The sequence below is a fragment of the Streptococcus sp. 27098_8_148 genome, assembly GCF_041432105.1.
GTDB lineage: Bacteria > Bacillota > Bacilli > Lactobacillales > Streptococcaceae > Streptococcus > Streptococcus parasanguinis_AE.
Window position 1 is genome coordinate 142,733 of sequence record NZ_JAPVYY010000004.1, and the last position, 15,300, is coordinate 158,032.

14 protein-coding genes are annotated in these 15,300 nt (G+C 44.8%); 11 read left to right on the forward strand and 3 right to left on the reverse strand.

Annotation, left to right across the window (positions count from 1 at the left end; genetic code table 11):
* Nucleotides 1-4: 4 nt before the first annotated feature.
* The 11 genes from tnpA (at nucleotide 5) to O3646_RS04920 (ending at nucleotide 13,774) form a co-directional block, all read left to right on the forward strand.
* Nucleotides 5-469, forward strand: coding sequence for an IS200/IS605 family transposase (gene tnpA / locus O3646_RS04870; RefSeq protein WP_195487541.1), 465 nt, complete (start codon nucleotides 5-7; stop codon nucleotides 467-469).
* A 252-nt stretch (nucleotides 470-721) separates the two neighbouring features.
* Nucleotides 722-1,087 (forward strand): hypothetical protein, encoded by a 366-nt coding sequence (locus O3646_RS04875; RefSeq protein WP_371610618.1) that lies wholly within the window; start codon nucleotides 722-724, stop codon nucleotides 1,085-1,087.
* Nucleotides 1,088-1,386: 299 nt separating this feature from the next.
* Nucleotides 1,387-1,635, forward strand: coding sequence for a DUF3592 domain-containing protein (locus O3646_RS04880; RefSeq protein WP_371610619.1), 249 nt, complete (start codon nucleotides 1,387-1,389; stop codon nucleotides 1,633-1,635).
* Nucleotides 1,636-1,835: 200 nt separating this feature from the next.
* Nucleotides 1,836-6,230: a PolC-type DNA polymerase III gene (locus tag O3646_RS04885; protein WP_371610620.1), complete on the forward strand. Its 4,395-nt coding sequence runs from the start codon at nucleotides 1,836-1,838 to the stop codon at nucleotides 6,228-6,230.
* A 37-nt stretch (nucleotides 6,231-6,267) separates the two neighbouring features.
* A complete protein-coding gene (locus O3646_RS04890) occupies nucleotides 6,268-6,945 on the forward strand; it encodes a hypothetical protein (RefSeq protein WP_049491003.1) in 678 nt (225 codons plus the stop codon).
* Between the two features lie 14 nt (nucleotides 6,946-6,959).
* Entirely contained in the window at nucleotides 6,960-7,109 is a 150-nt protein-coding gene (locus tag O3646_RS04895) for a hypothetical protein (protein ID WP_049491002.1), read from the forward strand.
* Nucleotides 7,110-7,259: 150 nt separating this feature from the next.
* Nucleotides 7,260-10,112: an AAA family ATPase gene (locus O3646_RS04900; protein WP_371610621.1), complete on the forward strand. Its 2,853-nt coding sequence runs from the start codon at nucleotides 7,260-7,262 to the stop codon at nucleotides 10,110-10,112.
* A 255-nt stretch (nucleotides 10,113-10,367) separates the two neighbouring features.
* On the forward strand, nucleotides 10,368-11,609 hold the full coding sequence (locus O3646_RS04905) for an aminopeptidase (RefSeq protein ID WP_371610622.1): 1,242 nt from the start codon (nucleotides 10,368-10,370) through the stop codon (nucleotides 11,607-11,609).
* Between the two features lie 9 nt (nucleotides 11,610-11,618).
* Entirely contained in the window at nucleotides 11,619-11,849 is a 231-nt protein-coding gene (locus tag O3646_RS04910) for a GlsB/YeaQ/YmgE family stress response membrane protein (RefSeq protein WP_371610623.1), read from the forward strand.
* A 171-nt stretch (nucleotides 11,850-12,020) separates the two neighbouring features.
* Nucleotides 12,021-12,686 (forward strand): DUF443 family protein, encoded by a 666-nt coding sequence (locus O3646_RS04915; RefSeq protein ID WP_150905268.1) that lies wholly within the window; start codon nucleotides 12,021-12,023, stop codon nucleotides 12,684-12,686.
* A gap of 83 nt (nucleotides 12,687-12,769) precedes the next feature.
* The gene (locus O3646_RS04920) at nucleotides 12,770-13,774 is read left to right on the forward strand and encodes a hypothetical protein (protein WP_195529609.1); all 1,005 of its coding nucleotides are present in this window, start codon (nucleotides 12,770-12,772) and stop codon (nucleotides 13,772-13,774) included.
* Nucleotides 13,775-13,826: 52 nt separating this feature from the next.
* Here O3646_RS04920 and def read toward each other — a convergent pair whose 3' ends face one another.
* The 3 genes from def to O3646_RS04935 are packed head-to-tail and all read right to left on the reverse strand — an operon-like array spanning nucleotide 13,827 to nucleotide 15,187.
* Nucleotides 13,827-14,441: a peptide deformylase gene (def, locus tag O3646_RS04925; RefSeq protein WP_003004253.1), complete on the reverse strand. Its 615-nt coding sequence runs from the start codon at nucleotides 14,439-14,441 to the stop codon at nucleotides 13,827-13,829.
* A 60-nt stretch (nucleotides 14,442-14,501) separates the two neighbouring features.
* Nucleotides 14,502-14,672: a helix-turn-helix domain-containing protein gene (locus tag O3646_RS04930; protein WP_371610624.1), complete on the reverse strand. Its 171-nt coding sequence runs from the start codon at nucleotides 14,670-14,672 to the stop codon at nucleotides 14,502-14,504.
* Complete coding sequence (locus O3646_RS04935) at nucleotides 14,669-15,187, reverse strand: cyclic nucleotide-binding domain-containing protein (RefSeq protein ID WP_371610625.1); 519 nt, start codon at nucleotides 15,185-15,187, stop codon at nucleotides 14,669-14,671. Before O3646_RS04935 ends, O3646_RS04930 begins: the two co-directional genes overlap by 4 nt.
* Nucleotides 15,188-15,300 lie beyond the last annotated feature (113 nt).

A 15,300-nucleotide genomic window follows, 5' to 3' on the forward strand; every position in this document is an offset into this window, starting at 1 on the left:
AAATATGGCTCAAAAAGCACATAGTTTATCACACACAAAATGGATGTGTAAATATCACATTGTGTTCACCCCTAAGTATAGACGAAAAGTGATCTATAATCAATATCGAAGTAGTTTGGGAGAAATATTCCATAAATTATGTAGTTATAAAGGTGTTGAGATTATCGAAGGTCATTTAATGCCAGATCATGTTCATATGTTGGTAAGCATTCCACCTAGAATTAGTGTTGCAAGTTTCATGGGTTATCTAAAAGGTAAAAGTGCTCTAATGATGTTCGATAAACACGCCAATCTGAAATATAAGTTTGGGAATCGACATTTTTGGGCAGAGGGATATTATGTAAGTACAGTTGGCCTCAATGAAGCCACAATAAAGAAATACATTCAGGAACAAGAGCGAAAAGATATTGCTTTAGATAAGTTGAGTGTAAAAGAATATGAAGATCCCTTTAGGGATAGTGGCAAGTAGTACATATGCCTCTTTGAGAGGCTTGTGACGAGTCAAATGCAATAAGGCTTGAACAAAGTGAAAGCCAGCGGCTTTAGGCGCTGGCTAGTTATCTGGGCTTATAGCCCTGGTACAAACCACCCGTTTGACGGGTGGTCATGATTATGACATTGATATTGAGAATAAAGTTCAGAACCTTGAACTTAGAAAACAAGAGGCCTTTAATTCTTACAGTACTTTTAACCACTACTGAAAGGAAAAACATCGGATTTGATGGAACTGGGGAAAAAGTTAGTTAAAGAACATCCGGAAGTTGGCGATCAAGGGGAGATCACTGTGTATTATACAGGGAACACCTATACTTTGAACCAACAAGAATATGTTGTATTTATGTTGGTCAACAAAACGACAACGAATATTGATCGTGATGCGACCTTTCAAATTAGCTGGAGTTATGATGGCCACTCGATTTATCAAGATCAAGTGGTCCAGTATAGTCTATCGAACAACCCTAAGTTACCAACCCAATCAGCGACTCTCTTGTTGCTTCCTTTGACAAGTGAACAAAGCTCGATCGTAGAGAAGATATCAGATGAAACGAAGATGAGTCTGAGTATCACAGATATCATGATGAAGTAGGTGATGAGTATGCCCGATATCAGAATACTTCTAGTCATTGCTGTGGCTGTTATTGGATTTCCTTTGTTTCCGTACTCTTTTTTGGACATTTTTATAGAAGAGAAGTTAGGATTAAGACCCTCTCGTCAAAGAGCGTTGAGGGAGTGGTAGTTGGCTATAAGAGGATACAGATTGTAGTGGCTCCTATTGTAGAATATAGAGTGGATAGTCAGACCTAGCGTAATAGCCTGAAATATTATCGGGTAGTGCGGGTAACCCTCCCTTGGAAAACGAATCAAGCGGCTAGTGACATTGATTTGATGGCGCAAAGGATAACTATCTACACCAATTCTACAGTCTCAAAGGGCAATCTTTTTCAAGATGCTTTTCCACTGGGATCGAGCATGACGGTTTGGTATAATCCAGCCTGTCCAAAAGAATCATACGTTGAACGCTATAGTGGGCTAGATAAATCTTATAAGAGGGAAATGTGGATTGGAATCTGGATGTTAATTTTATTTCCTATTTTAGCAGTTGTAGCCATCATCATGGGGATGAAGTATAAATGATGGATCAGCCCTAACTGAATATATGAAACATGAAAAGAAATCACCGTCCTATCGGTGATTTTTTTGTCTTCACTTCCCCCTCGAATTAATCCTTAAATTGTGATAAAATAAGGGTTACGAATGTTTTTGAATGGTCTGTTTTTGCTTAGAAAGTAGGCCACTCAAAAGCGAGCAAAAGAATCAAGATCAAGGGAGAAACAATGTCCAACACCTTTGAAATTTTAATGGATCAGCTGGATATGCCGCTGGAGATGCGATCTTCCAGTGCCTTTTTGCATGCGGAGATTCAAGAAGTCGTGGTGCATAAGGTTAGTCGGGTATGGGAGTTCCGCTTTGCCTTTGCGGAAGTCTTGCCGATTGCTTTGTTTAAGGAATTGCGCCAGCGCTTGAAGGAAGAATTTTCAAAGACGGGAAACCAGGCAACCTTTAGTATTCAAGTGGCCAATCAGGATTTTTCTGCTGATTTGTTGCAGGCCTACTATCGGGAGGTCTTTGAGGAAGGCCCTTGCGCTAGTCAAGGCTTTAAGGGGCTGTACCAAGACTTGCAGGTGCGCGCGGAAGGGCAGGAATTGATCATCTCAGGGCCTTCTTCGGTCGATACAGAGCATTTCCGTAAGAACCATTTGCCCAATCTTGCCAAGCAGTTGGAAGCCTTTGGTTTTCCGCATTTCACCTGTCGGGTGGAGTCTGATGATGCGCTGACAGAGCAAGAAGTGGCGCGTTTTGAGCAGGAAAATGAAAAGATCTTCCAAGTAGCCAATGAAGAGACCTTGCGAGCTATGGAATCCTTGGCCCAGATGGCTCCGCCACCTGCGATTGAAGAAAAGCCGGCCTTTGATTTCAAAGCTAAGAAGGCTGCGGCTAAACCTAAGCTAGACAAGGCCGAGATCACTCCGATGATCGAGATCACAACGGAAGAGAACCGGATTGTCTTTGAGGGTGTGGTATTTGACGTGGAGCACAAGGTAACACGGACCGGTCGGGTCTTGATCAGCTTTAAGATGACCGACTATACTTCTAGTTTTTCCCTTCAGAAATGGGTCAAAAATGAGGAAGAAGCCCAGAAGTTTGACATGATCAAGAAGAACAGCTGGCTACGGGTGCGGGGAAATATCGAAATGAACAATTTCACGCGCGATTTGACCATGAATGTCCAAGACATCCAGGAAGTCGTCCATTATGCCCGCAAGGACCTGATGCCAGAGGGCGAGCGCCGGGTAGAATTTCACGCGCATACCAATATGTCGACTATGGATGCCCTGCCGGAAGTCGAAGAGCTGATCGCCAAGGCAGCTGAGTGGGGGCATAAGGCGGTGGCTATCACTGACCATGGCAATGTGCAGAGTTTCCCGCATGGCTTTAAAGCAGCCAAGAAGGCTGGGATCCAGCTGATCTATGGGATGGAAGCCAATATCGTAGAAGATAAGGTGCCCATCACCTATAACGAGGTGGATCTGGACCTCAATGAAGCGACTTATGTGGTCTTTGACGTGGAAACGACGGGACTTTCAGCCATTTACAATGACTTGATCCAGGTCGCCGCTTCTAAGATGTACAAGGGCAATGTCATTGAGGAGTTTGATGAGTTTATCGATCCGGGGCATCCTCTGTCGGCCTATACGACCCAATTGACAGGGATCACCAACGAGCATGTCCGTGGGGCCAAACCCTTGGTGCAGGTCTTGGAGGAGTTTCAGGAATTCTGCAAGGATGCGGTTTTGGTTGCCCACAATGCCACTTTTGACATGGGCTTCATGAATGTCAACTACGAGCGTCATGGTCTTCCCAAGATCACCCAGCCGGTCATCGATACCCTGGAATTTGCCCGCAACCTCTATCCAGATTTTAAACGGCATGGTTTGGGGCCATTGACCAAGCGCTTTGGGGTCGCCTTGGAACATCACCATATGGCCAACTATGATGCGGAAGCGACGGGGCGCTTGCTTTTCATCTTTATCAAGGATGTAGCAGAAAAGCATGGCGTGACCAATCTAGCCAAGCTGAATTTGGATTTGATTAGTCCAGATTCCTACAAAAAGGCTCGGGTCAAACACGCAACCATCTATGTCAAGAACCAAACTGGCTTGAAAAACATGTTCAAACTGGTCTCCCTTTCCAATACTCAATATTTTGAGGGAGTTCCTCGGATTCCTCGGACCGTTTTAGATGCCCATCGGGAAGGCTTGATCCTTGGATCAGCTTGTTCTGAAGGAGAAGTCTTCGATGCGGTCGTCTCTCAAGGAGTTGACGTGGCAGTGAAAGTGGCCAAGTACTATGACTTTATCGAGGTCATGCCACCGGCTATCTATGCGCCCCTCATTGCTAAGGAGCAGGTCAAGGACATGGACGAGCTCCAGACCATTATCAAGAGCTTGATCGAAGTGGGAGATCGCCTTGGCAAGCCTGTTCTTGCGACAGGAAATGTCCACTATCTGGAACCGGAAGATGAGATCTATCGGGAGATCATTGTCCGTAGTCTCGGTCAAGGGGCTATGATTAACCGGACCATCGGGCACGGAGAAGATGCCCAGCCAGCGCCACTGCCAAAAGCGCATTTTAGAACTACCAATGAAATGCTGGATGAATTTGCCTTTTTGGGAGAAGACTTGGCGCGCAAGATTGTCATTGAAAACACCAATGCACTCGCAGAGACCTTTGAGCCGGTCGAAGTAGTCAAGGGTGACCTCTATACGCCATTTATCGACAAGGCCGAAGAAACAGTTGCAGAATTGACCTATCAGCGGGCCTTTGAGATCTATGGTAATCCGCTCCCTGATATTGTCGATTTGCGGATTGAAAAAGAATTGACCTCCATCTTGGGGAATGGCTTTGCCGTGATTTATCTGGCATCGCAAATGCTGGTGCACCGTTCCAATGAGCGGGGCTACCTGGTTGGATCGCGTGGATCCGTTGGATCCAGCTTTGTCGCGACCATGATTGGGATCACCGAGGTTAATCCGCTTTCGCCTCACTATGTTTGTAGCCAGTGCCAGTACAGTGAGTTCATCACAGACGGTTCTTATGGATCTGGTTTTGATATGCCAGACAAGGATTGTCCAAACTGTGGCCACAAGCTCAGCAAAAATGGGCAGGACATTCCCTTTGAAACCTTCCTTGGTTTCGATGGGGACAAGGTACCCGATATCGATTTGAACTTCTCTGGGGAAGACCAGCCGAGTGCCCACTTGGATGTCCGCGATATCTTTGGGGAAGAATATGCCTTTCGGGCAGGAACGGTAGGTACGGTCGCAGCTAAGACTGCCTACGGCTTTGTCAAGGGCTATGAGCGTGATTTTGGCAAGTACTACCGAGATGCCGAGGTCGAGCGCTTAGCTCTTGGTGCCGCTGGGGTCAAACGGACGACCGGTCAGCACCCGGGGGGAATCGTTGTTATTCCAAACTATATGGATGTCTATGACTTTACTCCGGTCCAATATCCGGCAGATGATGTGACAGCTGAATGGCAGACCACCCACTTTAACTTCCACGATATCGATGAGAACGTCCTCAAGCTCGATGTCCTGGGACATGATGATCCGACCATGATTCGGAAACTCCAAGACTTGTCAGGTATTGATCCGAACGATATCCCTATGGATGATCCAGGGGTCATGGCCCTCTTTTCTGGGACAGAAGTGCTAGGGGTGACAGCCGAGCAGATCGGAACGCCGACAGGGATGTTGGGGATTCCAGAGTTTGGGACCAACTTTGTTCGGGGCATGGTCGAAGAGACCCATCCGACGACCTTCGCGGAGTTACTTCAGCTCTCTGGTCTGTCTCACGGTACCGACGTGTGGTTGGGAAATGCCCAAGACTTGATCAAGGCGGGCATTGCCGATCTATCAACCGTTATCGGGTGTCGGGACGACATCATGGTTTACCTTATGCACGCGGGTCTCAAGCCTAAGATGGCCTTTACCATCATGGAGCGCGTGCGGAAAGGCATGTGGCTCAAAATCTCAGAAGAAGAGCGCAATGGCTACATCCAAGCCATGAAGGAAAACAATGTTCCTGAATGGTACATCGAGTCCTGTGGTAAGATCAAGTACATGTTCCCTAAAGCCCATGCGGCGGCCTATGTTATGATGGCCCTTCGTGTGGCCTACTTTAAGGTGCATCATCCACTTTATTACTACTGTGCTTACTTCTCGATTCGGGCCAAGGCCTTTGACGTCAAGACCATGGGGGCCGGCCTTGAGGCCGTGAAAGCGCGGATGAAGGAAATCGCTGAGAAACGCAAGAATAATGAAGCTTCCAACGTCGAGATCGATCTCTACACCACCCTTGAGATTGTCAATGAGATGTGGGAGCGGGGCTTCAAGTTTGGCAAGCTAGACCTCTATCGCAGTCAGGCGACAGAATTCTTGATCGATGGGGATACGCTGATTCCACCATTTGTCGCTATGGATGGTCTGGGAGAGAACGTTGCCAAGCAAATCGTGCGGGCGCGTGAAGAAGGAGAATTCCTCTCTAAGACCGAGCTCCGGAAACGAGGCGGTGTTTCGTCTACACTGGTTGAAAAGATGGATGAAATGGGCATTCTGGGCAATATGCCAGAGGATAATCAGTTGAGTTTGTTTGATGATTTGTTTTGATGGATTCAACGATCCTCGCTCGGTTTGAGGTTGGCTAATGATAGAAAAGAAAAAAAGAGCAATACCCTGGAAGTCAGGGAAAGTCATTTCCATTCGCCTACGAAACGGCGTCTATGTTTTAGCACAAATGGTGCGAGAGCCCTATCTGGTGTTTTTTAACCATTTCAAGCAGGAAAATAGCTGGAAGGGAGTGACCTTGCAAGAGGAGAATATTCTCTTTTGTAAAGCAGTCACTCGTCAGTTTCTACGCTCTAGTCCTGTAACGATTGTCAAAGACCTTGAGCCCCTGTTAGATTATCGGTTACCCAAAGAATGGATTTATAGCCATATGGGTGGGCACCCGATTACGGTTTCGGTGAAGGGACGGGAGCGCCAAGTAGCTGGTTTTGGCCAACGGCTTTCCTTGGTTCAGGCGGACAAGGAAAGTGGTCAACCAGAGGATAATCCTCTGCTGGGACTCTTCCAAGCCTATATCCTACCAGATATACAAGAACAGGATTGGGAGCGGGTAGGGCAGGCTGAGCTCATGTCTCTCGAAGTTTTTCCAACGCTCAATGAACGTCTCTATCTCTGCTTTCTTTTTGGGAAAAATGTGAATCCAGAGCTAGATATCTCATTAGGAAAGCCCCTGCCCGATGAGTATGAAACCTATCTCGATATTCTTAGCAACAGCCCAGAGGCGCGACGCCTCTATCTGGGTAAGGAGGATAACTAAGAAAGGAATGGAACATGAAGGTAGAAATTTTTGCAGAAGACAAACCAGCTGAAAAAGTCTTTGAGTACAAGCTAGAAGTGGCAGACAATGTGCTGCTCCTTTCCACTGCCATGCTCTCAGGAGCGATTGCTCTAGCCAGCTTATTTTCAGCCTTGAAAGATTAACTGACAGCCTCTATTTTCCTTTTGAAAATAGAGGTTTTTCAGTCCTTTCAGATCTGATAAGTGTTTTCTTTGGCACTGGATTGTGTTACAATTTTTAGTAACAAGTGTTTATAACAAGGAAACAGAAAAGATGAAACAGAGGAAAAGCGCGTGGCAAGATATTTAGTAGGGCCTTACAATAATAGTTGGAACTTTATGGATGCGCTTGAAAAAGCGCAGGATGGTGATACCATCGAGTTTGAAAATGGGTATGTCTTTCAATGGCCGACAAATAAAGTGATCGAGATCGACAAGAACCTTCATTTTGTGGGGCATGTGGTCCCAAATCCAAATGGCAATGGGCGCATGTTTAACAACACGATTGAGGCTTCCTTCCGATTTGTAGAGGGAGCTCAGGTGACATTTGAAGATCTGTGGTTTAAAGTTGGTGGGAATTACACTACCTTGCTCTTATGGAATAGCTCAGATATCACCTGTAAACAGGTCTATTTTGAAGCAACCACTCCAACAAATAATGAATTTTTTATCTATATGGATACGCATTCGAAGTTGACACTGGAAGGAGTCGGGATGAAGGTTCCGGAAAAACACCAAAGTGCCATCGGTATGTCCGCTTCGGAATTGACTATTCGCAATTCAACGATTTTTTCTAAGATTGATCTGTCAGAAGGATCTAAATTGGCCTTAGAAAATGTCCATATTGAAATATTTGGGAATAATACGATCCATGCCAAGGACTCAGAAGTGATCGCAAAAAATTCAACGATTACAGGCGGGGATCTGGAAAAGGACTTTCCACCAGTTTGGTTGAGGAATGTCATCTGGGAGTCTGAAAACTGTAAAATTGAGTTGCCTACTGGTACTGGGGTCTGTCTTGATAATAATGTTCAATTCAATTCGGATTCGGATCATATGACCTCCATCAATTCATACAATAGTATGATCCGAGCTCATCAAGCTACATTTTCAGAATTTTTATGCGTCTATGAAGAATCCTTTGCTTCCCTGACTGGAGAAACAACCTTCTTGAATGAGAATGCCGAAACCATTTCATTTGGAGTTTTTGATGATGGTGTGCTGATGGCTGAGCATATGATTTGTCATAAGATTGCGGATCCCAATATACGGCTTCAAGGTGGAGCCTTTGCGAAGGTGGGCACCATGACCTATAAGCAAGGGGATGCGCGTGATCTGACCAAGGAAATTGAGGATGACTGTGATTATCTTGTTGGTAGAGAAGTGGCCAAGGGCAATGCGCAAGTCGTTCCTACGGGACAAGCGACGGATGCAACGGTGGCTCCAACTACCGCAAGAGACTCTGGACCAGAGAAGAAACAAGATGCTCTTCAAGAACTCAATAGCCTGATTGGTCTTGAAAAAGTCAAACATGAGATCAAGAAAATGATCAACATGGTGGAATTTAACAAGAAACGAATCGCCAGTGGCAAGGCTCCTGAAAAACAAACCCTTCATGCTGCCTTTATGGGAAATCCTGGTACAGGGAAAACCACTGTGGCCCGTCTATTGGGACAAGTGCTCTTTGATGCAGGTGTCCTCTCAGGGGAAGAATTCCGTTTCGTGGAAGCAACGGAGTCCGATCTGATCTCTTCGAATATTGGAGGAACAGCTGAACAGACCCAAGCCCTGCTTGAAAAAGCGCGAGGAGGCATCCTCTTTATTGATGAAGCCTATAGCTTGGATAAAAAGGACAGCGGTGCGGACTTTGGGATCGAGGCGATCAATACCATCCTCAAATTTATGGAGGACAATCGTGACGACATCATGATTATCTTTGCCGGCTATACCAAGGAAATGGAGGAGTTCTTAAAAACCAATCCAGGCCTTCGTTCTCGGGTGCCAAATAATTTCATCTTTGAAGATTTCACAGGAGATGAGATTGTCCAACTAGGTGAAATGATCCTAAGCAAAGGAGACTACAAACTAGAAGACCGGGATTACTATGCGCGGCATGTTAAGCGGGCTTATGATGGCTCACTAGATAAGAGCAATGGTCGCTGGATCCGTAACTTGGATGAGCAATTGACCAAGACCATGGCGGATCGGGTGGTGGCCCAAGGTTCTGACGATATTGAGACCATCCTCAATAGCGATATCGATGTTGTCCTTAACCAAGGTAAGTATCAAGCAGGAGCCGACAAGGAAGAAGATGGGATGGCTGCCCTCAACCGATTGGTTGGAATTGCTAAGGTGAAAGAGCAAGTTGAACAATTCGTGGCCATGGCTGAGTTCAACCAAAAACGGGCTGAACAAGGTGGCATCGTTGAAGATACGACCTTGCACTCCCTCTTTCTTGGAAATCCCGGTACAGGGAAAACGACTGTGGCCCGCATTTTGGGTAATATCCTCTTCCAAAAGGGGGTTATCAAGCAGAAGAAGTTCATCGAAGTATCCCGGAGCAATCTGGTTGGAGGCTACCAAGGTCAAACAGCCTTGAAGACGCGCGAAGTCCTAGAAAGTGCACTGGGTGGGGTCCTCTTTATCGATGAGGCCTATACCCTCTTTACCGGTTCAAATGATGATTTTGGGAAGGAAGCTTTGGATGAAGTCCTCAAATTTATGGAGGACCACCGTCGCGATATCGTTATAATCTTTGCCGGTTACACGAAAGAGATGCACGACTTCTTGCAGGTCAATTCAGGTCTGCAAAGCCGGATCCCGACTACATTTGATTTTGAAGACTACAGCCCAGATGAGATCGTGGAGATCGGTCTGTTAGGTTTGCGTAAGCAAGGTTACCAGGTCAATGAAGCCCTTTATGGAGAGATTGTGAAAGGGAATTATATGCGTGCCAATGACCATAGTAATGGTCGCTGGGTTCGCAATCTCAATGAAAAACTCTTGCGCCAAGTATCAACTCGGGTAACCCGTGAAGGTAGTACAGACTACAATTCCATTTTGGATCAAGATTTGGAAGCTTTGAGAGAGAATAGCAGTTCTGAACAACCCCATACCGTGGATGATCAAGGTTATGTTCTTCCTTAAGTTAGAAGGATCAATAAAAAGGAGGCTGGGACAAAAGTCCTAGCCTCTCAATTATTTTTGGATTGTCGAGCAAGACGCAGTGGTTGAGTGGGCTCTACTACGCTGATTTCATCAGCTTTTACAGCCCTACTCAACTGTGCGGAGGTGGGACGACGAAATCGAATTCTAACGAATTACCGATTTCTGTCCCACTCTCTTTTTGAATGGACTTATGGTATACTAGGAGGAGATCATTCACTTATGAAGGAGAAAACAATGGTTTTACCAAATTTTAAAGAAAACCTCGAAAAATACGCTAAATTGTTAGTGGCGAACGGCATCAACGTGCAACCTGGCCATACCTTGGTCTTGAACATCGATGTGGAGCAAAGAGAATTGGCTCACTTGATTGTGAAGGAAGCCTATGCTTTGGGTGCGCACGAAGTTATTGTCCAATGGGCAGATGATTTCACTACCCGGGAGAAATTCCTCCATGCACCGATGGATCGCTTGGACAATGTACCGGACTACAAGATTGCGGAAATGAACTACCTCTTGGAACACAAGGCCAGTCGCTTGGGTGTGCGTTCATCTGATCCAGGTGCCTTAAATGGTGTCGATGCAGAGAAGCTTTCTGCCTCTGCCAAGGCTTTGGGCATTGCCATGAAACCAATGCGCATCGCCACTCAGTCTAACAAGGTCAGCTGGACTGTTGCTGCAGCAGCAGGTTTAGAATGGGCGAAAAAAGTCTTCCCAAATGCGGCGAGCGATGAAGAAGCAGTGGATCTCCTGTGGGATCAAATCTTCAAGACTTGCCGAGTCTATGAGGAAGATCCAGTCAAGGCTTGGGAAGAGCATGCTGCTATTCTCAAGAGCAAGGCAGATACACTGAATAAGGAACAATTCTCAGCCCTTCACTACACTGCGCCAGGAACTGACTTGACTCTTGGCTTGCCGAAAAACCACGTCTGGGAATCTGCCGGAGCCATCAATGCCCAAGGCGAAAGCTTCTTGCCAAACATGCCGACAGAAGAGGTCTTCACAGCTCCTGACTTCCGTCGCGCAGAAGGCTATGTAACGTCTACAAAACCGCTTAGCTACAATGGAAACATCATCGAAGGCATCAAAGTGACCTTTGAAAATGGAGAAATCGTAGATATCACCGCAGAAAAAGGCGATCAAGTCATGAAAGATTTGGTCTTCAAAAACAAGGGAGCGCGTGCCTTAGGTGAATGTGCTCTCGTACCAGATCCAAGCCCAATTTCCCAATCAGGCATTACCTTCTTCAATACGCTCTTCGATGAAAATGCCTCTAACCACTTGGCCATCGGAGCAGCCTATGCAACCAGTGTAGAAGGTGGCGCAGAGTTCACAGAAGAAGAACTCGAAGCAGCCGGCCTCAACCGCTCAGACGTCCACGTTGACTTCATGATCGGCTCAAGCCAAATGGATATCGACGGTATCCGTGAGGATGGAACACGCGTACCACTCTTCCGTAATGGAGATTGGGCAATTTAAGGAGAAACTATGATTGGAAGTATGTTTGTCGGTCTTTTGATCGGACTTCTAGCTGGAGCTATCACCAATCGTGGCGAACGCATGGGATGTTTTGGGAAAATGTTCCTGGGCTGGATTGGTGCCTTTTTAGGACAATTACTCTTTGGTGCTTGGGGACCAAACCTAAACGGTACAGCGATTATCCCATCGATTCTTGGTGCCATGATTTTATTAGCCATCTTCTGGGAAAGAGGAAGCTAGGTTTAACTTGCTAAAACAGATAGAGTGGTTGGAAATCTTCCAACCTCTTTTTTGGTCAAAACTTGATCATCAAAGTAAAATCAGGTATGATGGATGGTATGTTCTTTCGTGAATAAGTAAGATAATTTTGACTGTATAAGAATAAAATAGTATAGAAAGTAAGATCAATCTATGTTTAAACCCGCAAAAATCGAGTATTTACCGAAAATGAATTTTCGCTATCGTTTGTTAAAAGTAGAGAATAAGTGGTATTTAATGGAAGTCGATCGGCCAATTATAACAAGTTATTTTCTCTCATGGTTTACCTATTTTGTCCCTCATAAAGCTTATCAGCTGACAGAGGATGAAGTAGAAGCAATTGCTCCGAAAGTGCTTGAAAGAGATAAGAACATATTTTCTACTCAGACTAAAGCAGGGATTTCAGCTCTTGGTGCTGGTTCCTTAGCAGTTTTACTAGGCAGAGCTTTTCCGATAGAGGATTATTTATATTTTAGTTCCCATCTACTCAATCTAGTGTTAATGATCCTTGTTCTATGTATTGTTATTGGGCTTCGTATTTGGCTGAGTACTAGGAAAATAGAGACGGTGATGATAGCTTCTAAGAAAGCTAAAAGAATCTATTGTCGCCCAGTAAAATTTAGGATAGTACTAAGAAATCTTTTATTTTTGATAGTTCCTTTGTTTTTGTCAAGTGCAATGATTTACTCAGTTTTGAGTAAAATTAAACCAAATCTAATTGTTCATATGGGCCTATTTGTTACTTCATTTATGTATTTAGCATCAGCTATTTTAGGCTTATATGCTCCAGGCGATGATTTCAAAGCTAAAGTCAAGTAGATCCAGTCGAGTGAAACTCAGAAGTAAGATCAGCCTCTATCTGCTTTTGGATCTTAAAACAATTTTTTAGAAAGGAGCATGTCATGAAAAACGAAAAGAAAGTCGATATTGGGCAGGCGAACAAAGTCTATTTTAAAAGTTTAGCCAATACACGCGCTTCATCGGCTATGATGATCAATTCGTGGACAGGCGTATTTCTGTTCGCATTTGAAATCCTTTGTTTTTATTCGTATGATGTATCGAAAGGTATAAAACCATTTAGTCATTGGTTTTTTGATATCCTCGTCATCTATTGTCTTTACCATATTATTGCATTTTTCTTGCCGTTAATGGGGGCATTTATATATAGAAGACAAGTATTGTCAACGACTCTACTCTTATTCACCTATGCAGGAATGTTTTTATCGCTCCAAGTCATGGGCTTGCTCATCATTGTTTCTGCTCTTGCAAATAAGGAATTTGAAGTAGGTTTCCCGAAATATGGCTTCCTCGTCATTCCTTTTCTTGTGATTTGTACCTTATTGGGCTTTATTTATCATTATTTTTGGCTTAAGAAGCAGTTAAAGATTGGCTTTTCGCCAACTAGAACCCTGGGAAATTATTTCGCAAAATCAAGTAGTTACAGTAGCAATGCCCTAACGATCATCTTCGTCTGCTCCATGATAGGAGCGGTCCTTACTGGCTATTTTGGAGTGGTGCTAGGAGTATCCGTAAGCATATTATTCAGTTACGCCTTTACTCAGTTGCTGACAGAAGTGGGTTACCTCTTGTATTTGAAAACAAAAAGCAAGGAATACTGGGAGGATGAACCTGAGGATAATCCGACGTTGTGGGATTTACTATGGGATTGGTTGAAAGGCTTCAGTTTGAAGAAAGCCAAAATTCGCATACCACTAGAAATATTATTTTTTGTATTAATAATTGAATTACTTGATCATTTAGGATATAATGGCTCGAGTCTAGCACGACCAATTTTATTAGTGTGGATTGTCAGAATGCTTACCTTGGGGCTCGTCTTGGATTTCTTCATTAGCGTAGCACGTGCCATCATGCGCAAATTTTCAAAGAAAAGGCAAGGCAAAAAATAACAAAAAATACCTAACCGAGAGCTTTCTCAGTTAGGTATTTTTGACAGTTACGCTATTCTAAAATCAAAAGGCCTTCCTTGATTTCAAATGGGTTGTTTGGATTGATGCGGTCATAGAACATGATGCCGTTGGTGTGGTCGATTTCATGTTGGACGACGATGGAGTTGTAGCCTTTGAGTTTGATGCGTTTCTTTTCACCGTCTTTTGTGAAATACTCCACCGTCACGCGCGCGTGGCGGACCACATAGCCTGGGACATTGCGGTCTACTGAGAGACAGCCTTCCCCATCTCCAAGAGCCGCGTCTTGCACAGAATGGGCGACAACCTTTGGATTGTACATGACTTCTTGAAGGCTATAAGCTTCTTTTGGTGGGTTGCCATCGGCATCTTCTGGATTGGGCACCAAAACAGCGATAATGCGTTTCGAGATGTCCAGCTGAGGAGCAGCGAGTCCCACTCCTCCACGGAGTCCAAGTTTTTCAGCCATAACAGGGTCTTGAGAATGGTGCAAGAATTGCATCATTTTTTCACCCAGGATAATTTCCTGGTCAGACAAAGGGAAGGTCACATCTTCCGCAACAGCTCGAAGTGTTGGATTTCCTTCGCGGATAATGTCATCCATATCAATCAAATGGGACGCTCTTGTAACTTTTTCAATTGCTTTCATCGTTTTACTCTCACTTTCTTTCTACCCTCCATGATAACACAAAAGAGCCTAAAATTAAAGTTATCTGTCGATGGTTTCCGCATGTTTGATGGACAAATCACTCATCATTTTGGGATCTAAAATCGTATAGACTCGCCCTTCTCTTTGGACTAACCCCTCTTCGATCATCTGCTTGATGACGCGGTTAAGGTGGCGGTAGCTGATCCCAAAACGCAGGGCCAGCTGATTCATCTTGGGTTTGAGGGTCCCATTTTCATCGCAATGTTCCAGAAAATGCGTAGCGAGGCGTTCCTTGACCGAATAATGAAAGTTGGCAGGAGCCAAATAGTTGATCTGGTGCAATTTCTCAGCAAGGTCTTGGCCGTAGAGCGCAAAAAGGTTGGATCAAGCAGGAGGCGTTTCTTAAAGTGCTGGGCTGGGAGCTGGACGACTAGCGAGTCCTGGTCTGCAATGACCGATGTAATACAGACCCGATCGAGCAGGAGCTCAATCTCTCCTAAGAGTCCAGGTTTTTCTTGGATTTCAAGGATGGTGTCACTGCCGTTTTCAAGACTGTGAACGATCTTGAGCCGGCCTTTGAGAAAATAAGGAATGACATCTTGCTCAGAACCCTGGCGGCAGATATAATCTCCAGCCTGGTAGAGAACGAGGTCCAGCTGGCTGAGGCAGTCGCCCGGAAAGATCTGGTCCAATTGGTAGTCTGTGATGATTTCCTTGAGTCTGGTAGATGGGGAAATTTTTTTCATCTCAATCTCCTAAAATAGGACAAATGTCCTGTTTTTCTATTTCTAAATTGATTATACTAGGATTCTATTAAAAATACTAGTTTGAATCTTTTCTGAAAAAACCAGTAAAATCA